Origin of the sequence: Streptomyces racemochromogenes, from assembly GCF_039535215.1 — a bacterium.
Taxonomy (GTDB): domain Bacteria; phylum Actinomycetota; class Actinomycetes; order Streptomycetales; family Streptomycetaceae; genus Streptomyces; species Streptomyces racemochromogenes.
The window spans coordinates 1734537-1751460 of sequence record NZ_BAAAWT010000001.1 but is presented as its reverse complement, the minus strand read 5'-3'; the positions used below and the strand labels follow the sequence as shown (position 1 = coordinate 1751460).

General features: G+C 66.5%; 10 protein-coding genes and 2 rRNA genes. 10 read left to right on the top strand and 2 right to left on the bottom strand.

Features of this window, described 5'->3' with window-relative positions; genetic code table 11:
* The first annotated feature begins 171 nt into the window (after positions 1–171).
* The 6 genes from eccD to ABD973_RS07865 all read left to right on the top strand — a co-directional run bounded on the left by eccD (position 172) and on the right by ABD973_RS07865 (position 7232).
* A complete protein-coding gene (gene eccD / locus ABD973_RS07890) occupies positions 172–1635 on the top strand; it encodes a type VII secretion integral membrane protein EccD (protein ID WP_345499458.1) in 1464 nt (487 codons plus the stop codon).
* A 170-nt stretch (positions 1636–1805) separates the two neighbouring features.
* Positions 1806–2093, top strand: coding sequence for a 30S ribosomal protein S15 (gene rpsO / locus ABD973_RS07885; protein ID WP_007266917.1), 288 nt, complete (start codon positions 1806–1808; stop codon positions 2091–2093).
* 287 nt (positions 2094–2380) lie between these two features.
* Positions 2381–4612 carry a polyribonucleotide nucleotidyltransferase gene (locus ABD973_RS07880; protein WP_125595936.1) on the top strand — a complete coding sequence of 744 codons (2232 nt, stop codon included), beginning with the start codon at positions 2381–2383 and terminating at the stop codon, positions 4610–4612.
* On the top strand, positions 4609–5988 hold the full coding sequence (locus ABD973_RS07875) for a M16 family metallopeptidase (RefSeq protein ID WP_125595908.1): 1380 nt from the start codon (positions 4609–4611) through the stop codon (positions 5986–5988). Before ABD973_RS07880 ends, ABD973_RS07875 begins: the two co-directional genes overlap by 4 nt.
* Positions 5989–6020: 32 nt before the next feature.
* Positions 6021–6773, top strand: coding sequence for a 4-hydroxy-tetrahydrodipicolinate reductase (dapB, locus tag ABD973_RS07870; protein ID WP_125822748.1), 753 nt, complete (start codon positions 6021–6023; stop codon positions 6771–6773).
* A 15-nt stretch (positions 6774–6788) separates the two neighbouring features.
* Positions 6789–7232: a hypothetical protein gene (locus ABD973_RS07865; protein ID WP_345499456.1), complete on the top strand. Its 444-nt coding sequence runs from the start codon at positions 6789–6791 to the stop codon at positions 7230–7232.
* Positions 7233–7303: 71 nt separating this feature from the next.
* Here the strand turns inward: ABD973_RS07865 and ABD973_RS07860 are convergent, their stop codons facing one another.
* Positions 7304–7855, bottom strand: a complete 552-nt coding sequence (locus ABD973_RS07860; RefSeq protein ID WP_125595899.1) for a PH domain-containing protein — start codon at positions 7853–7855, stop codon at positions 7304–7306.
* Positions 7856–7903: 48 nt separating this feature from the next.
* Positions 7904–8155 carry a hypothetical protein gene (locus tag ABD973_RS07855; RefSeq protein WP_345499453.1) on the bottom strand — a complete coding sequence of 84 codons (252 nt, stop codon included), beginning with the start codon at positions 8153–8155 and terminating at the stop codon, positions 7904–7906.
* A 462-nt stretch (positions 8156–8617) separates the two neighbouring features.
* Between ABD973_RS07855 and dapA the strand changes: the two genes are divergently transcribed.
* The 4 genes from dapA (at position 8618) to ABD973_RS07835 (ending at position 16849) form a co-directional block, all read left to right on the top strand.
* Positions 8618–9517, top strand: coding sequence for a 4-hydroxy-tetrahydrodipicolinate synthase (gene dapA, locus ABD973_RS07850; protein ID WP_125822750.1), 900 nt, complete (start codon positions 8618–8620; stop codon positions 9515–9517).
* 113 nt (positions 9518–9630) lie between these two features.
* Positions 9631–11316, top strand: a complete 1686-nt coding sequence (locus ABD973_RS07845) for a ribonuclease J (RefSeq protein ID WP_125595895.1) — start codon at positions 9631–9633, stop codon at positions 11314–11316.
* 616 nt (positions 11317–11932) lie between these two features.
* Positions 11933–13456: ribosomal RNA gene (locus ABD973_RS07840) — 16S ribosomal RNA — on the top strand.
* Positions 13457–13734: 278 nt separating this feature from the next.
* Positions 13735–16849: ribosomal RNA gene (locus tag ABD973_RS07835) — 23S ribosomal RNA — on the top strand.
* Together the 16S and 23S rRNA genes form the textbook arrangement of a ribosomal RNA operon.
* Positions 16850–16924: the final 75 nt, after the last annotated feature.

The following is a 16924-nucleotide window of genomic DNA, read 5'->3' as shown; positions in this document are numbered from 1 at the left end:
CGCCCCCAAGTCCCGGGCACCGGCGGCCACTCCCGCCCCCGCGCCCGACGCGAACGGCGATCCTACTTGCCGGGGGCCGTCCCCCCTCCGGGTAGGGTGACGCCCGCGCCATGCGCGTCCGCGAACCGACCGCCGCCGCGGCGGTTCGGTGCCAACCAGGGGGTCACACAGGTGAGTACGGCCGAGGCGACCGGTTTCTGCAGGGTCACCGTCGTGGCGCCGGACAGCCGCATCGACGTAGCCCTCCCCGAGGACATCGCCGTCGCCGACGTCTACCCCGAACTGCTGCGCCTCACCGGCCAGACCCAGCCCGTCGGCGCCCCCACCGGCTTCCACCTGGTCCGCCGCTCCGGCACCGTCCTCGACGGAGCCCGCACCCTCGCCGCCCAGCAGGTCCTGGACGGCGAGGTGCTCAGCCTGCGGCCCTTCGCCGAGTCCCTGCCGCCGGCCGTCTTCGACGACGTCTCCGACGCCGTCGCCTCCGCCGTCGTCCGCGACCGGCACCGCTGGAGCGACGACATGCTGCGCGGGGCGGGCCTGTCCGGCGCGGCGGTGCTGCTCGTCCTGCTCGGCTTCCTCCTCTGGTACGCGGACCCCGTCCGGCACGACATGCACGGCCTCCCCGGGATCATCGCCGGGGCCGTCGGCCTGCTGCTCACCGCCGCCGCCGGAGTGCGCGCCCGCGTCTACCGCGACCGCGGCTCCGCCGTCGCCCTCGGCCTCGCCGCCCTGCCGCACCTGCTGATCGCCGGCTCCGGGACCGTCGCCGCCGGCGCCGGCCAGGGACCCGGCCGCCTCCAGTTCCTGCTCGGCTGCGCCTGCGTCCTGGTCGCCTCCGTCGCGCTGGTCGCGCTCACCCCGGACGGGGACGCCCCCTTCGTCGCCGCCACCTTCCTGGCCGCCACCGGGACCCTGGCCGCCTTCGGCGCCATCGCCGCCGACGCCTCCGCCACGGCCGCCGCCGCCGTGTGCGCCCCCGTCGCCATCGGGCTCGTCGCCTTCCTCCCCGCCCTGTCCGCCCGCTTCGCCCGGCTGCCCATCGGGTACGCCGCCCCGCAGAGCGCGGCCCCCGGATACGAGGCCCCGGACCACTACGACGCCGACCCGTACGCCGACCAGGGCGGCGCCGGCCAGCAGGCCGCCCCGCTCGACGCCGAGGCCATCGCCGCCCAGGCCCGGCGGGGGCACGAGATGCTGCTCGGCCTCGTCGGGGGATGCGCCGCGGTCGCCGTCGCGGCCGCCGCCGTCCTCGGCTTCTCCGACAGCACCTGGGGCCGCCTGCTGGCCCTGGCCACCGGCCTGGCGATGCTGCTGCGCGCCCGCCTCTTCCGCTACACCTCCCAGGTGGTCTGCGCCCTGGCCGCCGGGCTGGCCGCGGTCGGCCTGCTGGTCCTGGGGCTGGCCCTGCGCACGCCGGTCGACCAGGTGTTCGAACGTACGGTCTGGCTCTCGGCCGCCGTCGCCGCCGGAGCCGCCCTCCTCGCGGGAATCTCGCTTGTCATCCCCCGCAAGGGCCTGTCACCCTTCTGGGGAAGGCTGCTCGACCTCACCGAGGCCGCGGTCCTGCTCAGCCTGGTCCCGCTGGCCCTGGCAGTGCTCGACGTGTACGGCCGCGCCCGCTCTCTCACCAGCTGAGACGTCGCGACCCGGCAGCCTGGTACGCTGTGTGACGGCCGTTTGTGTACGCGTTCCCGGAGACCTCTGGGGACAGCGCCCAGCGGACCTCGCCTCCCGAGTTACGGAAGCTCCCCAGCGAATTCGACCTGGGGCACTCGGTGGCCACGAAGACCAAACGAGGAGTAAGCGTGCCGCTCGACGCCGCTACGAAGAAGCAGATCATCGCCGAATTCGGTGCCAAGGAGGGCGACACCGGCTCTCCCGAGGTCCAGGTCGCGATGCTGTCCCGCCGCATCTCGGACCTGACCGAGCACCTCAAGACCCACAAGCACGACCACCACTCCCGTCGTGGTCTGCTGATCCTGGTCGGCCAGCGCCGCCGCCTGCTGCAGTACCTGGCCAAGAAGGACATCCAGCGCTTCCGTACGCTGGTCGAGCGCCTCGGCATCCGCCGCGGTGCGGCCGGCGCCAAGTAAGCACGCTGTGAAGGGAGCGGTTCCCACACCGATGGGGCCGCTCCCTTTGCTGTACGTGCGCGACGTACCGGACGCTTTGTAGTCTGGGACACAGCGCACAACTGAAGAGGAGGAGCGCCCTCCCTACGCCGCCGGTCCTCGGTAGTGGCATCCGGAAGGCCCCGTCGGAGGGGCCGGGAACCGGGTGCTTCGATCGAAGACCGGCCCGCACGCCAGGAGCGCTTCTCCGCAACCGTCCACCACCACACGGGTGGCGGACGGAGACGACGAAAATGGAGAAAACGCTAGTGGAGAACGAGACCCACTACGCCGAGGCCGTCATCGACAACGGCTCCTTCGGCACCCGCACCATCCGCTTCGAGACGGGCCGCCTCGCCCGCCAGGCCGCCGGCTCCGCCGTTGCCTACCTGGACGACGACACGATGGTCCTCTCCGCGACCACCGCGTCGAAGAAGCCCAAGGACCAGCTCGACTTCTTCCCCCTGACGGTGGACGTCGAGGAGCGCCAGTACGCCGCCGGCAAGATCCCCGGCTCCTTCTTCCGCCGCGAGGGCCGCCCCTCCGAGGACGCGATCCTCACCTGCCGCCTGATCGACCGCCCGCTGCGCCCCTCCTTCAAGAAGGGCCTGCGCAACGAGATCCAGGTCGTCGCCACCGTCATGGCGCTCAACCCGGACCACCTGTACGACGTCATCGCGATCAACGCCGCGTCCGCGTCCACCCAGCTGGCCGGCCTGCCCTTCTCCGGCCCGATCGGCGGCGTCCGCGTCGCGCTGATCAAGGGCCAGTGGGTCGCCTTCCCGACGCACACCGAGCTCGAGGACGCCGTCTTCGACATGGTCGTCGCGGGCCGCGCCCTGGAGGACGGCGACGTCGCGATCATGATGGTCGAGGCCGAGGCCACCGAGCGGACCATCGCCCTGGTCAAGGGCGGCGCCGAGGCGCCGACCGAGGAGATCGTGGCCGCCGGCCTCGAGGCCGCGAAGCCCTTCATCAAGGTCCTGTGCAAGGCCCAGGCCGACCTGGCCGCCAAGGCCGCCAAGCCCGAGGGCGAGTTCCCGGTCTTCCTCGACTACGAGCAGGACGTCTACGCCGCCCTGGAGCAGGCCGTCCGCGGCGAGCTGGCCCAGGCGCTGACCATCGCGGGCAAGCAGGACCGCGAGGCCGAGCTGGACCGCGTCAAGGAGATCGCCGCCGAGAAGCTCCTCCCGGCCTTCGAGGGCCGCGAGAAGGAGATCTCCGCCGCCTACCGCAGCCTGACCAAGGCCCTGGTGCGCGAGCGCGTCATCAAGGACAAGGTCCGCATCGACGGCCGTGGCCTGACCGACATCCGCACCCTGGCCGCCGAGGTCGAGGCCATCCCGCGCGTGCACGGCTCGGCGCTGTTCGAGCGTGGCGAGACCCAGATCCTGGGCGTCACCACCCTCAACATGCTCCGCATGGAGCAGCAGCTGGACACCCTCTCCCCGGTGACCCGCAAGCGCTACATGCACAACTACAACTTCCCGCCGTACTCCGTCGGCGAGACCGGCCGCGTCGGCTCTCCGAAGCGCCGCGAGATCGGCCACGGCGCGCTCGCCGAGCGCGCGATCGTGCCGGTCCTGCCGACGCGCGAGGAGTTCCCCTACGCGATCCGCCAGGTGTCCGAGGCCCTCGGCTCCAACGGTTCGACGTCCATGGGCTCGGTCTGCGCCTCCACCATGTCGCTGCTGAACGCCGGTGTGCCCCTCAAGGCCCCCGTCGCCGGCATCGCCATGGGCCTGATCTCCCAGGAGATCGACGGCAAGACGCACTACGTCGCCCTCACCGACATCCTCGGTGCGGAGGACGCCTTCGGCGACATGGACTTCAAGGTCGCCGGCACCAAGGAGTTCGTCACCGCCCTCCAGCTCGACACCAAGCTGGACGGCATCCCGGCCTCCGTCCTGGCCGCGGCCCTGACCCAGGCCCGCGACGCCCGCCTCCACATCCTCGACGTGATGATGGAAGCGATCGACACGCCGGACGAGATGTCCCCCAACGCCCCGCGGATCATCACCGTCAAGATCCCCGTGGACAAGATCGGCGAGGTCATCGGCCCCAAGGGCAAGATGATCAACCAGATCCAGGAGGACACCGGCGCCGAGATCACGATCGAGGACGACGGCACCATCTACATCGGTGCCGCCGACGGCCCGGCCGCCGAGGCCGCCCGCTCCACGATCAACGCGATCGCCAACCCGACCATGCCGGAGGTCGGCGAGCGCTACCTGGGTACGGTCGTCAAGACCACCACCTTCGGTGCCTTCGTCTCCCTCATGCCCGGCAAGGACGGCCTGCTGCACATCTCGCAGATCCGCAAGCTCGCCGGCGGCAAGCGCGTGGAGAACGTCGAGGACGTGCTCGCGGTCGGCACCAAGGTGCAGGTCGAGATCGCCGAGATCGACCAGCGCGGCAAGCTCTCCCTCGTCCCCGTGGTCGAGGGCGAGACCGAGTCCGCCGGCGGCTCCGACGCTGACAAGGACGACTCCGACAAGTGACGTCGCGTAGTTCCCGTGTGACGGCCCGCCCCTCTTCGGAGGGGCGGGCCGTCGCCCGTACCCAAACCCTCCTCAAGGGCGAGAACGGCATCGGCACCGTCCGGCGCACCGTCCTCCCCGGCGGGCTGCGCGTCGTCACCGAGACGCTGCCGTCCGTGCGCTCCGCCACCTTCGGCATCTGGGCGGGCGTCGGCTCCCGCGACGAGACGCCCTCCCTGAACGGCGCCACCCACTACCTGGAGCACCTCCTCTTCAAGGGCACCGCCCAGCGCAGCGCCCTCGACATCTCCTCCGCGATCGACGCGGTCGGCGGCGAGATGAACGCCTTCACGGCGAAGGAGTACACCTGCTACTACGCCCGGGTGCTCGACACGGACCTGCCGCTGGCCATCGACGTGGTCTGCGACATGCTCACCGGCTCGCTGATCCGCGAGGAGGACGTCGACGCCGAGCGCGGTGTCATCCTCGAAGAGATCGCGATGACCGAGGACGACCCGGGCGACGTGGTCCACGACCTGTTCGCCCAGACCATGTACGGGGACTCGCCGCTCGGCCGCCCCGTCCTCGGCACCGTCGACACGATCAACGCCCTCGGCGCCGACCGGATCCGCCGCTTCTGGAAGAAGCACTACGACCCGACCCGCCTGGTCGTCGCCGCCGCCGGCAACGTCGACCACAACAAGGTCGTACGCCAGGTCCGCGCGGCCTTCGAGAAGGCCGGCGCCCTGAAGCACACCGACGCCGTGCCGGTCGGCCCGCGCACCGGCACCAAGCGCATCCGCACCGCCGGCCGCGTCGAGCTGGTGGGCCGCAAGACCGAGCAGGCCCACGTGGTCCTCGGCATGCCGGGCCTGGCCCGCACCGACGAGCGCCGCTGGGCCCTCGGCGTGCTGAACACCGCCCTCGGCGGCGGCATGTCCTCCCGGCTCTTCCAGGAGGTCCGCGAGAAGCGCGGCCTGGCCTACAGCGTGTACTCGTACACCTCCGGCTTCGCCGACACCGGCCTCTTCGGCGTCTACGCCGGCTGCCGGCCCAGCCAGGTCCACGACGTCCTGCGGATCTGCCGCCAGGAGCTCGACACCGTCGCCTCCGAGGGCCTCACCGACGAGGAGATCAGGCGCGCCATCGGCCAGCTCTCCGGCTCCACCGTCCTCGGCCTGGAGGACACCGGCGCGATCATGAACCGCATCGGCAAGAGCGAGCTGTGCTGGGGCGACCAGATGTCCGTCGACGACATGCTGGCCCGCATCGCCTCGGTGACCCCGGACGACGTCCGCGCGGTCGCCCAGGATGTACTGGCACAGCGGCCCTCGCTGGCGGTGATCGGCCCGCTCAAGGAGAAGCAGGCCGCCCGGCTCGACGAAGCGGTCGCCTAGACCCGTACGCACGCACCCTTAAGGAAGCAACAATGAGCAAGCTGCGCGTGGCAGTCCTCGGCGCCCGGGGCCGCATCGGCTCCGAGGCGGTCAAGGCGGTCGAGGCCGCCGAGGACATGGAGCTGGTGGCGGCCCTCGGACGGGGCGACAAGCTGGAGCAGGTGGCCGAGGCGGGAGCCCAGGTCGCCGTCGAGCTGACCACCCCCGACTCGGTCATGGGGAACCTGGACTTCCTCGTGGGCCACGGCATCCACGCCGTGGTCGGCACCACCGGCTGGAACGAGGGCCGCCTCGCCCAGCTCGGCACCTGGCTCGCCGCCTCCCCGGAGACCGGCGTGCTCATCGCCCCGAACTTCTCCATCGGCGCCGTCCTCACCATGAAGTTCGCGGCCCAGGCCGCCCGCTACTTCGAGTCCGTCGAGGTCGTGGAGCTGCACCACCCGTCGAAGGTCGACGCCCCCTCGGGCACCGCGACCCGCACGGCCCAGCTCATCGCGGCCGCCCGCGCCGAGGCCGGCCTCGGCGCCCAGCCCGACGCCACCGCCACGGCCCTCGACGGTGCCCGCGGCGCCGACGTCGACGGCGTCCCCGTGCACGCCATCCGCCTGCGCGGCCTGCTGGCCCACCAGGAGGTGCTGCTCGGCGGCGACGGCGAGACCCTGACCATCCGTCACGACTCCCTGCACCACAGCAGCTTCATGCCGGGCATCCTGCTCGGCGCCCGCCGCGTGACGCAGACCCCGGGCCTCACCTTCGGCCTGGAAAACTTCCTCGACCTCGGCTGATGAGGCAGTAACACCATGCGCGCGAAGATCACCTACCTCGTCACGGCCGCCGTCCTGGTCGTCTACTTCGTCCTGGTCGGCAGCCGGGGCCTGCTGTTGATCCGGCAGGGCACCTGGCTCACCGTCACCTTCGGTGCGGCGGTGCTCATCCTGCCCGTCATCGGCATCTGGTTCCTCTGGATGAACACCCGCTTCGTCACCCGGGCCAACCAGCTCGCGTCGGAGCTGGAGGCCGAGGGCGGCCTGCCCGTCGACGAGCTGGAACGGGACCAGTACGGCCGGATCCTGCGGGACTCCGCCGACGAGGTCTTCGCACGCCGCAAGGCGGAGACCGAGGACGCGCCGGGGGACTGGCGCACCTGGTTCCGCCTCGCCGTCGCCTACCACGACGCCCGCGACACCCCGCGGGCCCGCAAGGCCATGCAGCGGGCCATCGCCCTGCACCAGGCACGCGCCTGACGCACGGCAGGCAAACGGAAGGGCCCGTACAGGACGATCCCCGTACGGGCCCTCGTGTCGTCGCGCCGCCGTCAGGCGGGCACGCCCCGGTACTCCTCGGCCCACGCCTCCACCCGGCCGACGGCCCGGTCGAAGGCCTCGCCGCGCGCCAGGAAGTCGGCGCTGTGGTCGGTCAGCAGCACCTGCACCTCCTTGCCGCGGGCGGAAACCGTCAGCGCCTGCCCCTGCACGGTCCGGGGCAGTCCCAGCCAGCGCACCGGCTGCTGGACCGTGCGCACCTTCTCGACCTGGCTCCAGGAGACCGAGCGGGTCCCGAGGAAGCCGACCCGGCGCAGCCCTGAGGGGCTCACCCATACGCCCGAGCGCAGGATCCGCAGCGCGGAGCCGACGACGGCGAGCGAGGCGGCCAGGGCGACGCCCGCGCCCGTCCAGGTGCCCGCGAAGGCGATGATCACGGTGGCCAGCAGCATGAAGGCGGCGAGCAGCAGCAGCACCGACGCGCCGGCGACCCGCCAGGGGCCGGGCCGGTAGGGGCGCCGCCAGCGCTCGGGGTTCACATGGGGGAGGGCTTCGTCCTCGTGTGCGTCGAAGACGCCGTCGGCCGTCAGGAAGGGCAGGGGCACGGCAGGACCTCACTCACGTGCATGTTCGGTTGGGCTGTGCCCGAGAGGCTACCGCCCCCCGGACTCCCCCGATTGCTGCGCCGTCCCCGCGGGCCGGTCGGACGCCTGGTAAGGCTGCAGTGCGGGTATGCCGAAGAGCAGCGAGCCCACGAGTCCCGCCACCACGGTCAGTCCGACCAGACTACGGGCGGCGATCTGGGCGACGCTCAGACTCTCGCGCGGCGGCGGAGTGACGTTGCTTCGGAAACGGTCGGCCTCGGCGACGAAGGCGAAGGGGACGGGTTCGCGCCGGCGAAACACGGTGGCGGCTCTCCTCACGGTCGGGGCCCTGGGCCCGGGTTCTGACGGATGGTGTGCTCTCTCCTGGAGAGACGAACGAACGGCGCCATCGGTGCCGGAATTCGGGACATTAAGCAAAATTCATGGCGCCCGCCCGCGCCGGGCCCGTCGGGACCCGGCTCAGGCCGGGAGGGCCGACGGGAGGATGGAGCAGCGACGGGCGGGGCCCGTGCCGCCGCCGCCCGCGTTGCCCCGTAAGGGCTGATGCACGCGTGGCGTACGCATGTACGGAGGTAAGTCCCAAGTGTCCGTATTGCGACGTTTCGTAAAGTTCATCTAGGCTGATCAAACGGACCCGGCACTGCTTGAACCCCCGAGCAGGCAGTGCCGGGATCCAACACCCCCGGCTCCCGCCGGGCGGCACCGCCTGTTGACGTCCCCCGAGGGGACACCGCGAGCATGGCAGCGAGTAGCGTGTTCCCCATGGCTCCGATCTCGACTCCGCAGACCCCCTTCGGGCGGGTCCTCACCGCCATGATCACGCCGTTCACGGCTGATGGCGCACTTGACCTCGACGGCGCGCAGCGTCTCGCCGTCCACCTGGTGGACGCAGGCAACGACGGCCTGATCATCAACGGCACCACCGGTGAGTCGCCCACCACCACCGACGCGGAGAAAAACGACCTCGTACGAGCCGTACTCGAAGCGGTCGGCGACCGCGCCCACGTCGTCGCCGGCATCGGGACCAACGACACCCGGCACACCCTGGAGCTGGCCCGCCAGGCCGAGCGCACCGGAGCCCACGGCCTCCTGGCGGTGACGCCGTACTACAGCAAGCCGCCGCAGGAAGGCCTCTTCCAGCACTTCACGGCCATCGCCGACGCCACCGAGCTGCCGGTCATGCTCTACGACATCCCCGGCCGCAGCGGCGTCCCGATCAACACGGAGACCCTGGTCAGGCTGGCGGAGCACCCCCGCATCGTGGCCAACAAGGACGCCAAGGGCGACCTCGGCCGCGCCAGCTGGGCCATCGCCCAGAGCGGCCTGGCCTGGTACTCCGGCGACGACATGCTGAACCTGCCGCTCCTGTCGGTCGGCGCCGTCGGCTTCGTCTCCGTCGTCAGCCACGTCGTCACCCCCGAGCTGCGGGCGATGCTGGAGGCCCACGTCGGCGGCGACGTCCAGAAGGCCACCGAGATCCACCAGAAGCTGCTCCCGGTCTTCACGGGCATGTTCCGCACCCAGGGCGTCATGACCACCAAGAAGGCCCTGTCCCTCCAGGGCCTGCCCGCCGGCCCGCTGCGCCTGCCCCTCGTCGGCCTGACCGACGAAGAGACGGCACAGCTCAAGATCGATCTTGCCGCGGGCGGGGTACAGCTCTGACAACGGACTTCACAACTGAATATGCAAGAACGAAACAGACGAAAGCAAGTGCACGAATGACATGCGCGCCACGTGCCTGAGGGGCACGTGGCGCGCGTGGTGAAGGAGAACCTTTGAGCCATCCGCACCCTGAACTCGGCCCGCCGCCGAAGCTCCCCAAGGGCGGCCTCCGGGTCACCCCGCTGGGCGGCCTCGGCGAAATCGGCCGCAACATGACCGTCTTCGAGTTCGACGGCCGTCTTCTGATCGTCGACTGCGGCGTGCTCTTCCCCGAGGAGGAGCAGCCGGGCATCGACCTGATCCTGCCGGACTTCACGTCCATCCGGGACCGCCTCGACGACATCGAGGGCATCGTCCTGACCCACGGCCACGAGGACCACATCGGCGCCGTCCCGTACCTCCTCCGGGAGAAGCCGGACATCCCGCTGATCGGCTCCAAGCTGACCCTCGCCCTCATCGAGGCGAAGCTCCAGGAGCACCGCATCCGCCCCTACACCCTGGAGGTGAAGGAGGGCGAGCGCGAGAACCTGGGCCCCTTCGACTGCGAGTTCATCGCGGTCAACCACTCCATCCCGGACGCCCTGGCCGTCGCCATCCGCACGGACGCGGGTCTCGTCGTCGCCACCGGCGACTTCAAGATGGACCAGCTCCCGATGGACAACCGCCTCACGGACCTGCACGCCTTCGCGCGTCTGAGCGAGGAGGGCATCGACCTCCTCCTCTCGGACTCGACGAACGCCGAGGTTCCGGGCTTCGTCCCGCCGGAGCGCGACATCTCCAACGTGATCCGCGGCGTCTTCGCGGGCGCGCAGAAGCGGATCATCGTGGCCTCCTTCGCGAGCCACGTGCACCGCATCCAGCAGGTCCTGGACGCCGCGCACGAGTACGGCCGCCGCGTCGCCTTCGTGGGCCGCTCCATGGTCCGCAACATGGGCATCGCCCGTGACCTGGGCTACCTGCGGGTGCCGGCCGGCCTCGTCGTCGACGTCAAGACCCTCGACGACCTGCCGGACGACGAGGTCGTGCTCGTCTGCACGGGCTCCCAGGGCGAGCCGATGGCGGCGCTGTCCCGCATGGCGAACCGCGACCACCAGATCCGGATCGTCCCCGGCGACACCGTGATCCTGGCGTCGTCCCTGATCCCGGGCAACGAGAACGCGGTCTACCGCGTGATCAACGGCCTGACCCGCTGGGGCGCCAACGTCGTGCACAAGGGCAACGCCAAGGTGCACGTCTCGGGCCACGCGTCCGCCGGCGAGCTGCTGTACTTCTACAACATCTGCAAGCCGAAGAACCTGATGCCGGTCCACGGCGAATGGCGCCACCTGCGCGCCAACGCCGAGCTCGGCGCGATGACGGGCGTCCCGAAGGACCGCATCGTCATCGCCGAGGACGGCGTCGTCGTCGACCTGATCGACGGCAAGGCCCGGATCTCCGGCAAGGTCCAGGCCGGCTACGTGTACGTGGACGGCCTGTCGGTCGGCGACGTCACCGAGGCCTCCCTCAAGGACCGCCGCATCCTCGGAGACGAGGGCATCATCTCGGTCTACGTCGTGGTCGACAGCACCACGGGCAAGGTCGTCACGGGCCCGAACATCCAGGCCCGCGGCTCCGGCATCGAGGACTCGGCCTTCGGGCCGGTCACCGCGAAGATCGAGGAAGCCATCGCCCGCGCCGCCGCCGACGGCGTCGCGGAACCGCACCAGATCCAGCAGCTCATCCGCCGGACCATGGGCAAGTGGGTGTCGGACAGCTATCGCCGCCGCCCGATGATCCTCCCGGTCGTGGTCGAGGTCTGACCTCGGCGTACGCCCCGGCGTACGTAGCGACCTCACTGGAGCGGGGCAACCGGATTTGCGTCCGGGGGCCCCGCTCCAGTACGTTTGCGTCTCCACCTCGCAAGGAACCGGGCACACACGTGTGCCCGTTGCCGTGTGCGAGCGGGTGGCAATCAGCACTCAGGGAGACCTGATAAAGTCTGATCCACCCGAAAGGGAAAGGCCCCCCGAAGGCCATCGGAATTCAAAACCGAGTCGGAAACGACAAGGAAAAGAATCTGATAGAGTCGGAACCGCCGGAAAGGGAAAGCGCGAAAGCGCAGAACCTGGAAAGCAAGCGAGAAAGACTCTGATAGAGTCTGAATCGCAAGAACGAAAGCCCGGAGGAAAGCCCGAGAGGGTGAGTACAAAGGAAGCGTCCGTTCCTTGAGAACTCAACAGCGTGCCAAAAATCAACGCCAGAAGTTGATACCCCGTCCACTCCGGTGGATGAGGTTCCTTTGAAAAAGACCTGCGAGGTCGCCTTCGGGTGATGCTTGCAGGCAACGAACACAGCGAGGACGTTGTGGTCAGTCGGTCTTATTCCGACCGTGACTGGCCCGCTCTTTCGTGGTGTGGACCGGATTACCGGTAAACATTCATGGAGAGTTTGATCCTGGCTCAGGACGAACGCTGGCGGCGTGCTTAACACATGCAAGTCGAACGATGAAGCCCTTCGGGGTGGATTAGTGGCGAACGGGTGAGTAACACGTGGGCAATCTGCCCTTCACTCTGGGACAAGCCCTGGAAACGGGGTCTAATACCGGATACGACTGCGGGAGGCATCTCCTGTGGTGGAAAGCTCCGGCGGTGAAGGATGAGCCCGCGGCCTATCAGCTTGTTGGTGGGGTAATGGCCCACCAAGGCGACGACGGGTAGCCGGCCTGAGAGGGCGACCGGCCACACTGGGACTGAGACACGGCCCAGACTCCTACGGGAGGCAGCAGTGGGGAATATTGCACAATGGGCGAAAGCCTGATGCAGCGACGCCGCGTGAGGGATGACGGCCTTCGGGTTGTAAACCTCTTTCAGCAGGGAAGAAGCGAAAGTGACGGTACCTGCAGAAGAAGCGCCGGCTAACTACGTGCCAGCAGCCGCGGTAATACGTAGGGCGCAAGCGTTGTCCGGAATTATTGGGCGTAAAGAGCTCGTAGGCGGCTTGTCACGTCGGATGTGAAAGCCCGAGGCTTAACCTCGGGTCTGCATTCGATACGGGCTAGCTAGAGTGTGGTAGGGGAGATCGGAATTCCTGGTGTAGCGGTGAAATGCGCAGATATCAGGAGGAACACCGGTGGCGAAGGCGGATCTCTGGGCCATTACTGACGCTGAGGAGCGAAAGCGTGGGGAGCGAACAGGATTAGATACCCTGGTAGTCCACGCCGTAAACGTTGGGAACTAGGTGTTGGCGACATTCCACGTCGTCGGTGCCGCAGCTAACGCATTAAGTTCCCCGCCTGGGGAGTACGGCCGCAAGGCTAAAACTCAAAGGAATTGACGGGGGCCCGCACAAGCGGCGGAGCATGTGGCTTAATTCGACGCAACGCGAAGAACCTTACCAAGGCTTGACATATACCGGAAAGCATTAGAGATAGTGCCCCCCTTGTGGTCGGTATACAGGTGGTGCATGGCTGTCGTCAGCTCGTGTCGTGAGATGTTGGGTTAAGTCCCGCAACGAGCGCAACCCTTGTCCTGTGTTGCCAGCATGCCCTTCGGGGTGATGGGGACTCACAGGAGACCGCCGGGGTCAACTCGGAGGAAGGTGGGGACGACGTCAAGTCATCATGCCCCTTATGTCTTGGGCTGCACACGTGCTACAATGGCCGGTACAATGAGCTGCGATACCGTGAGGTGGAGCGAATCTCAAAAAGCCGGTCTCAGTTCGGATTGGGGTCTGCAACTCGACCCCATGAAGTCGGAGTCGCTAGTAATCGCAGATCAGCATTGCTGCGGTGAATACGTTCCCGGGCCTTGTACACACCGCCCGTCACGTCACGAAAGTCGGTAACACCCGAAGCCGGTGGCCCAACCCTTGTGGAGGGAGCTGTCGAAGGTGGGACTGGCGATTGGGACGAAGTCGTAACAAGGTAGCCGTACCGGAAGGTGCGGCTGGATCACCTCCTTTCTAAGGAGCACAGTACCGATTGCAGACAAACGTTCTGCACGGTCAGCTCATGGGTGGAACGTTGATTATTTGGCACGGTCTTCTGGATGGATCACGAGTACTGCTTCGGCGTGGAAAGTGAGTCACTGAAAGAGATCGTGCCTGGCACGTTGTTGGGTCCTGAAGGCACGGCCGTCTGGTCAGTCTTCAGTGCCGGCCCCGGTAAAGCTCTGTTTCGGCAGGGTGTGACGGGTGGCTGGTCGTTATTTGAGAACTACACAGTGGACGCGAGCATCTGTGGCCAAGTTTTTAAGGGCGCACGGTGGATGCCTTGGCACCAGGAACCGATGAAGGACGTGAGAGGCCGCGATAGGCCCCGGGGAGCTGCCAACTGAGCTTTGATCCGGGGGTGTCCGAATGGGGAAACCCGGCAGTCGTCATGGGCTGTCACCCACTGCTGAACACATAGGCAGTGTGGAGGGAACGAGGGGAAGTGAAACATCTCAGTACCCTCAGGAAGAGAAAACAACCGTGATTCCGGGAGTAGTGGCGAGCGAAACCGGATGAGGCCAAACCGTATGCGTGTGAGACCCGGCAGGGGTTGCGCATGCGGGGTTGTGGGAATGAGCTTTCACAGTCTGCCGGCTGTGAGGCGAGTCAGAAACCGTATGGATAGGCGAAGGACATGCGAAAGGTCCGGCGTAGAGGGTAAGACCCCCGTAGCTGAAATCTGTACGGCTTGCTTGCTCATCTCCCAAGTAGCACGGGGCCCGAGAAATCCCGTGTGAATCTGGCGGGACCACCCGCTAAGCCTAAATATTCCCTGGTGACCGATAGCGGATAGTACCGTGAGGGAATGGTGAAAAGTACCGCGGGAGCGGAGTGAAATAGTACCTGAAACCGTGTGCCTACAAGCCGTGGGAGCGTCGGGATCTTCGGATCCTCGTGACTGCGTGCCTTTTGAAGAATGAGCCTGCGAGTTAGCGGTGTGTAGCGAGGTTAACCCGTGTGGGGAAGCCGTAGCGAAAGCGAGTCCGAATAGGGCGATTGAGTTGCACGCTCTAGACCCGAAGCGGAGTGATCTAGCCATGGGCAGGTTGAAGCGGAGGTAAGACTTCGTGGAGGACCGAACCCACCAGGGTTGAAAACCTGGGGGATGACCTGTGGTTAGGGGTGAAAGGCCAATCAAACTCCGTGATAGCTGGTTCTCCCCGAAATGCATTTAGGTGCAGCGTCGTGTGTTTCTTGCCGGAGGTAGAGCACTGGATAGGCGATGGGCCCTACCGGGTTACTGACCTTAGCCAAACTCCGAATGCCGGTAAGTGAGAGCACGGCAGTGAGACTGTGGGGGATAAGCTCCATGGTCGAGAGGGAAACAGCCCAGAGCATCGACTAAGGCCCCTAAGCGTACGCTAAGTGGGAAAGGATGTGGAGTCGCAGAGACAACCAGGAGGTTGGCTTAGAAGCAGCCACCCTTGAAAGAGTGCGTAATAGCTCACTGGTCAAGTGATTCCGCGCCGACAATGTAGCGGGGCTCAAGCGTACCGCCGAAGTCGTGTCATTGCAGCAATAGGGCCAACGCCCGCTGTGATGGGTAGGGGAGCGTCGTGTGCCGGGTGAAGCAGCAGCGGAAGCTAGTTGTGGACGGTTCACGAGTGAGAATGCAGGCATGAGTAGCGATACACACGTGAGAAACGTGTGCGCCGATTGACTAAGGGTTCCTGGGTCAAGCTGATCTGCCCAGGGTAAGTCGGGACCTAAGGCGAGGCCGACAGGCGTAGTCGATGGACAACCGGTTGATATTCCGGTACCCGCTTTGAAACGCCCAATATCGAATCCTCTGATGCTAAGCCCGTGAAGCCGTTCCGGACCCTTCGGGGAATGGAAAGTGGTGGAGCCGGCGATCCAAGGTGGTAGTAGGTAAGCGATGGGGTGACGCAGGAAGGTAGTCCAGCCCGGGCGGTGGTTGTCCCGGGGTAAGGGTGTAGGCCGTGTGGTAGGCAAATCCGTCACACGTTAAGGCTGAGACCTGATGCCGAGCCGATTGTGGTGAAGTGGATGATCCTATGCTGTCGAGAAAAGCCTCTAGCGAGTTTCATGGCGGCCCGTACCCTAAACCGACTCAGGTGGTCAGGTAGAGAATACCGAGGCGTTCGGGTGAACTATGGTTAAGGAACTCGGCAAAATGCCCCCGTAACTTCGGGAGAAGGGGGGCCATTCCTGGTGATGAGACTTGCTCTCTGAGCTGGGGGTGGCCGCAGAGACCAGCGAGAAGCGACTGTTTACTAAAAACACAGGTCCGTGCGAAGCCGTAAGGCGATGTATACGGACTGACGCCTGCCCGGTGCTGGAACGTTAAGGGGACCGGTTAGTGACCTTTCGGGGTTGCGAAGCTGAGAACTTAAGCGCCAGTAAACGGCGGTGGTAACTATAACCATCCTAAGGTAGCGAAATTCCTTGTCGGGTAAGTTCCGACCTGCACGAATGGCGTAACGACTTCTCGACTGTCTCAACCATAGGCCCGGTGAAATTGCACTACGAGTAAAGATGCTCGTTTCGCGCAGCAGGACGGAAAGACCCCGGGACCTTTACTACAGTTTGATATTGGTGTTCGGTTCGGCTTGTGTAGGATAGGTGGGAGACTTTGAAGCAGCCACGCCAGTGGTTGTGGAGTCGCCGTTGAAATACCACTCTGGTCGTGCTGGATGTCTAACCTCGGTCCGTGATCCGGATCAGGGACAGTGTCTGATGGGTAGTTTAACTGGGGCGGTTGCCTCCCAAAGGGTAACGGAGGCGCCCAAAGGTTCCCTCAGCCTGGTTGGCAATCAGGTGTTGAGTGTAAGTGCACAAGGGAGCTTGACTGTGAGACCGACGGGTCGAGCAGGGACGAAAGTCGGGACTAGTGATCCGGCGGTGGCTTGTGGAAGCGCCGTCGCTCAACGGATAAAAGGTACCCCGGGGATAACAGGCTGATCTTCCCCAAGAGTCCATATCGACGGGATGGTTTGGCACCTCGATGTCGGCTCGTCGCATCCTGGGGCTGGAGTCGGTCCCAAGGGTTGGGCTGTTCGCCCATTAAAGCGGTACGCGAGCTGGGTTTAGAACGTCGTGAGACAGTTCGGTCCCTATCCGCTGTGCGCGTAGGAATATTGAGAAGGGCTGTCCCTAGTACGAGAGGACCGGGACGGACGAACCTCTGGTGTGCCAGTTGTCCTGCCAAGGGCATGGCTGGTTGGCTACGTTCGGGAGGGATAACCGCTGAAAGCATCTAAGCGGGAAGCCTGCTTCAAGATGAGTATTCCCACCTCCTTGAGAGGGTAAGGCTCCCAGTAGACGACTGGGTTGATAGGCCAGATGTGGAAGCCCGGTAACGGGTGGAGCTGACTGGTACTAATAGGCCGAGGGCTTGTCCTCAGTTGCTCGCGTCCACTGTGTTAGTTCTGAAGTAACGAACTCGCCTTGCCGGCTGGAGTTCAAACTTCATAGTGT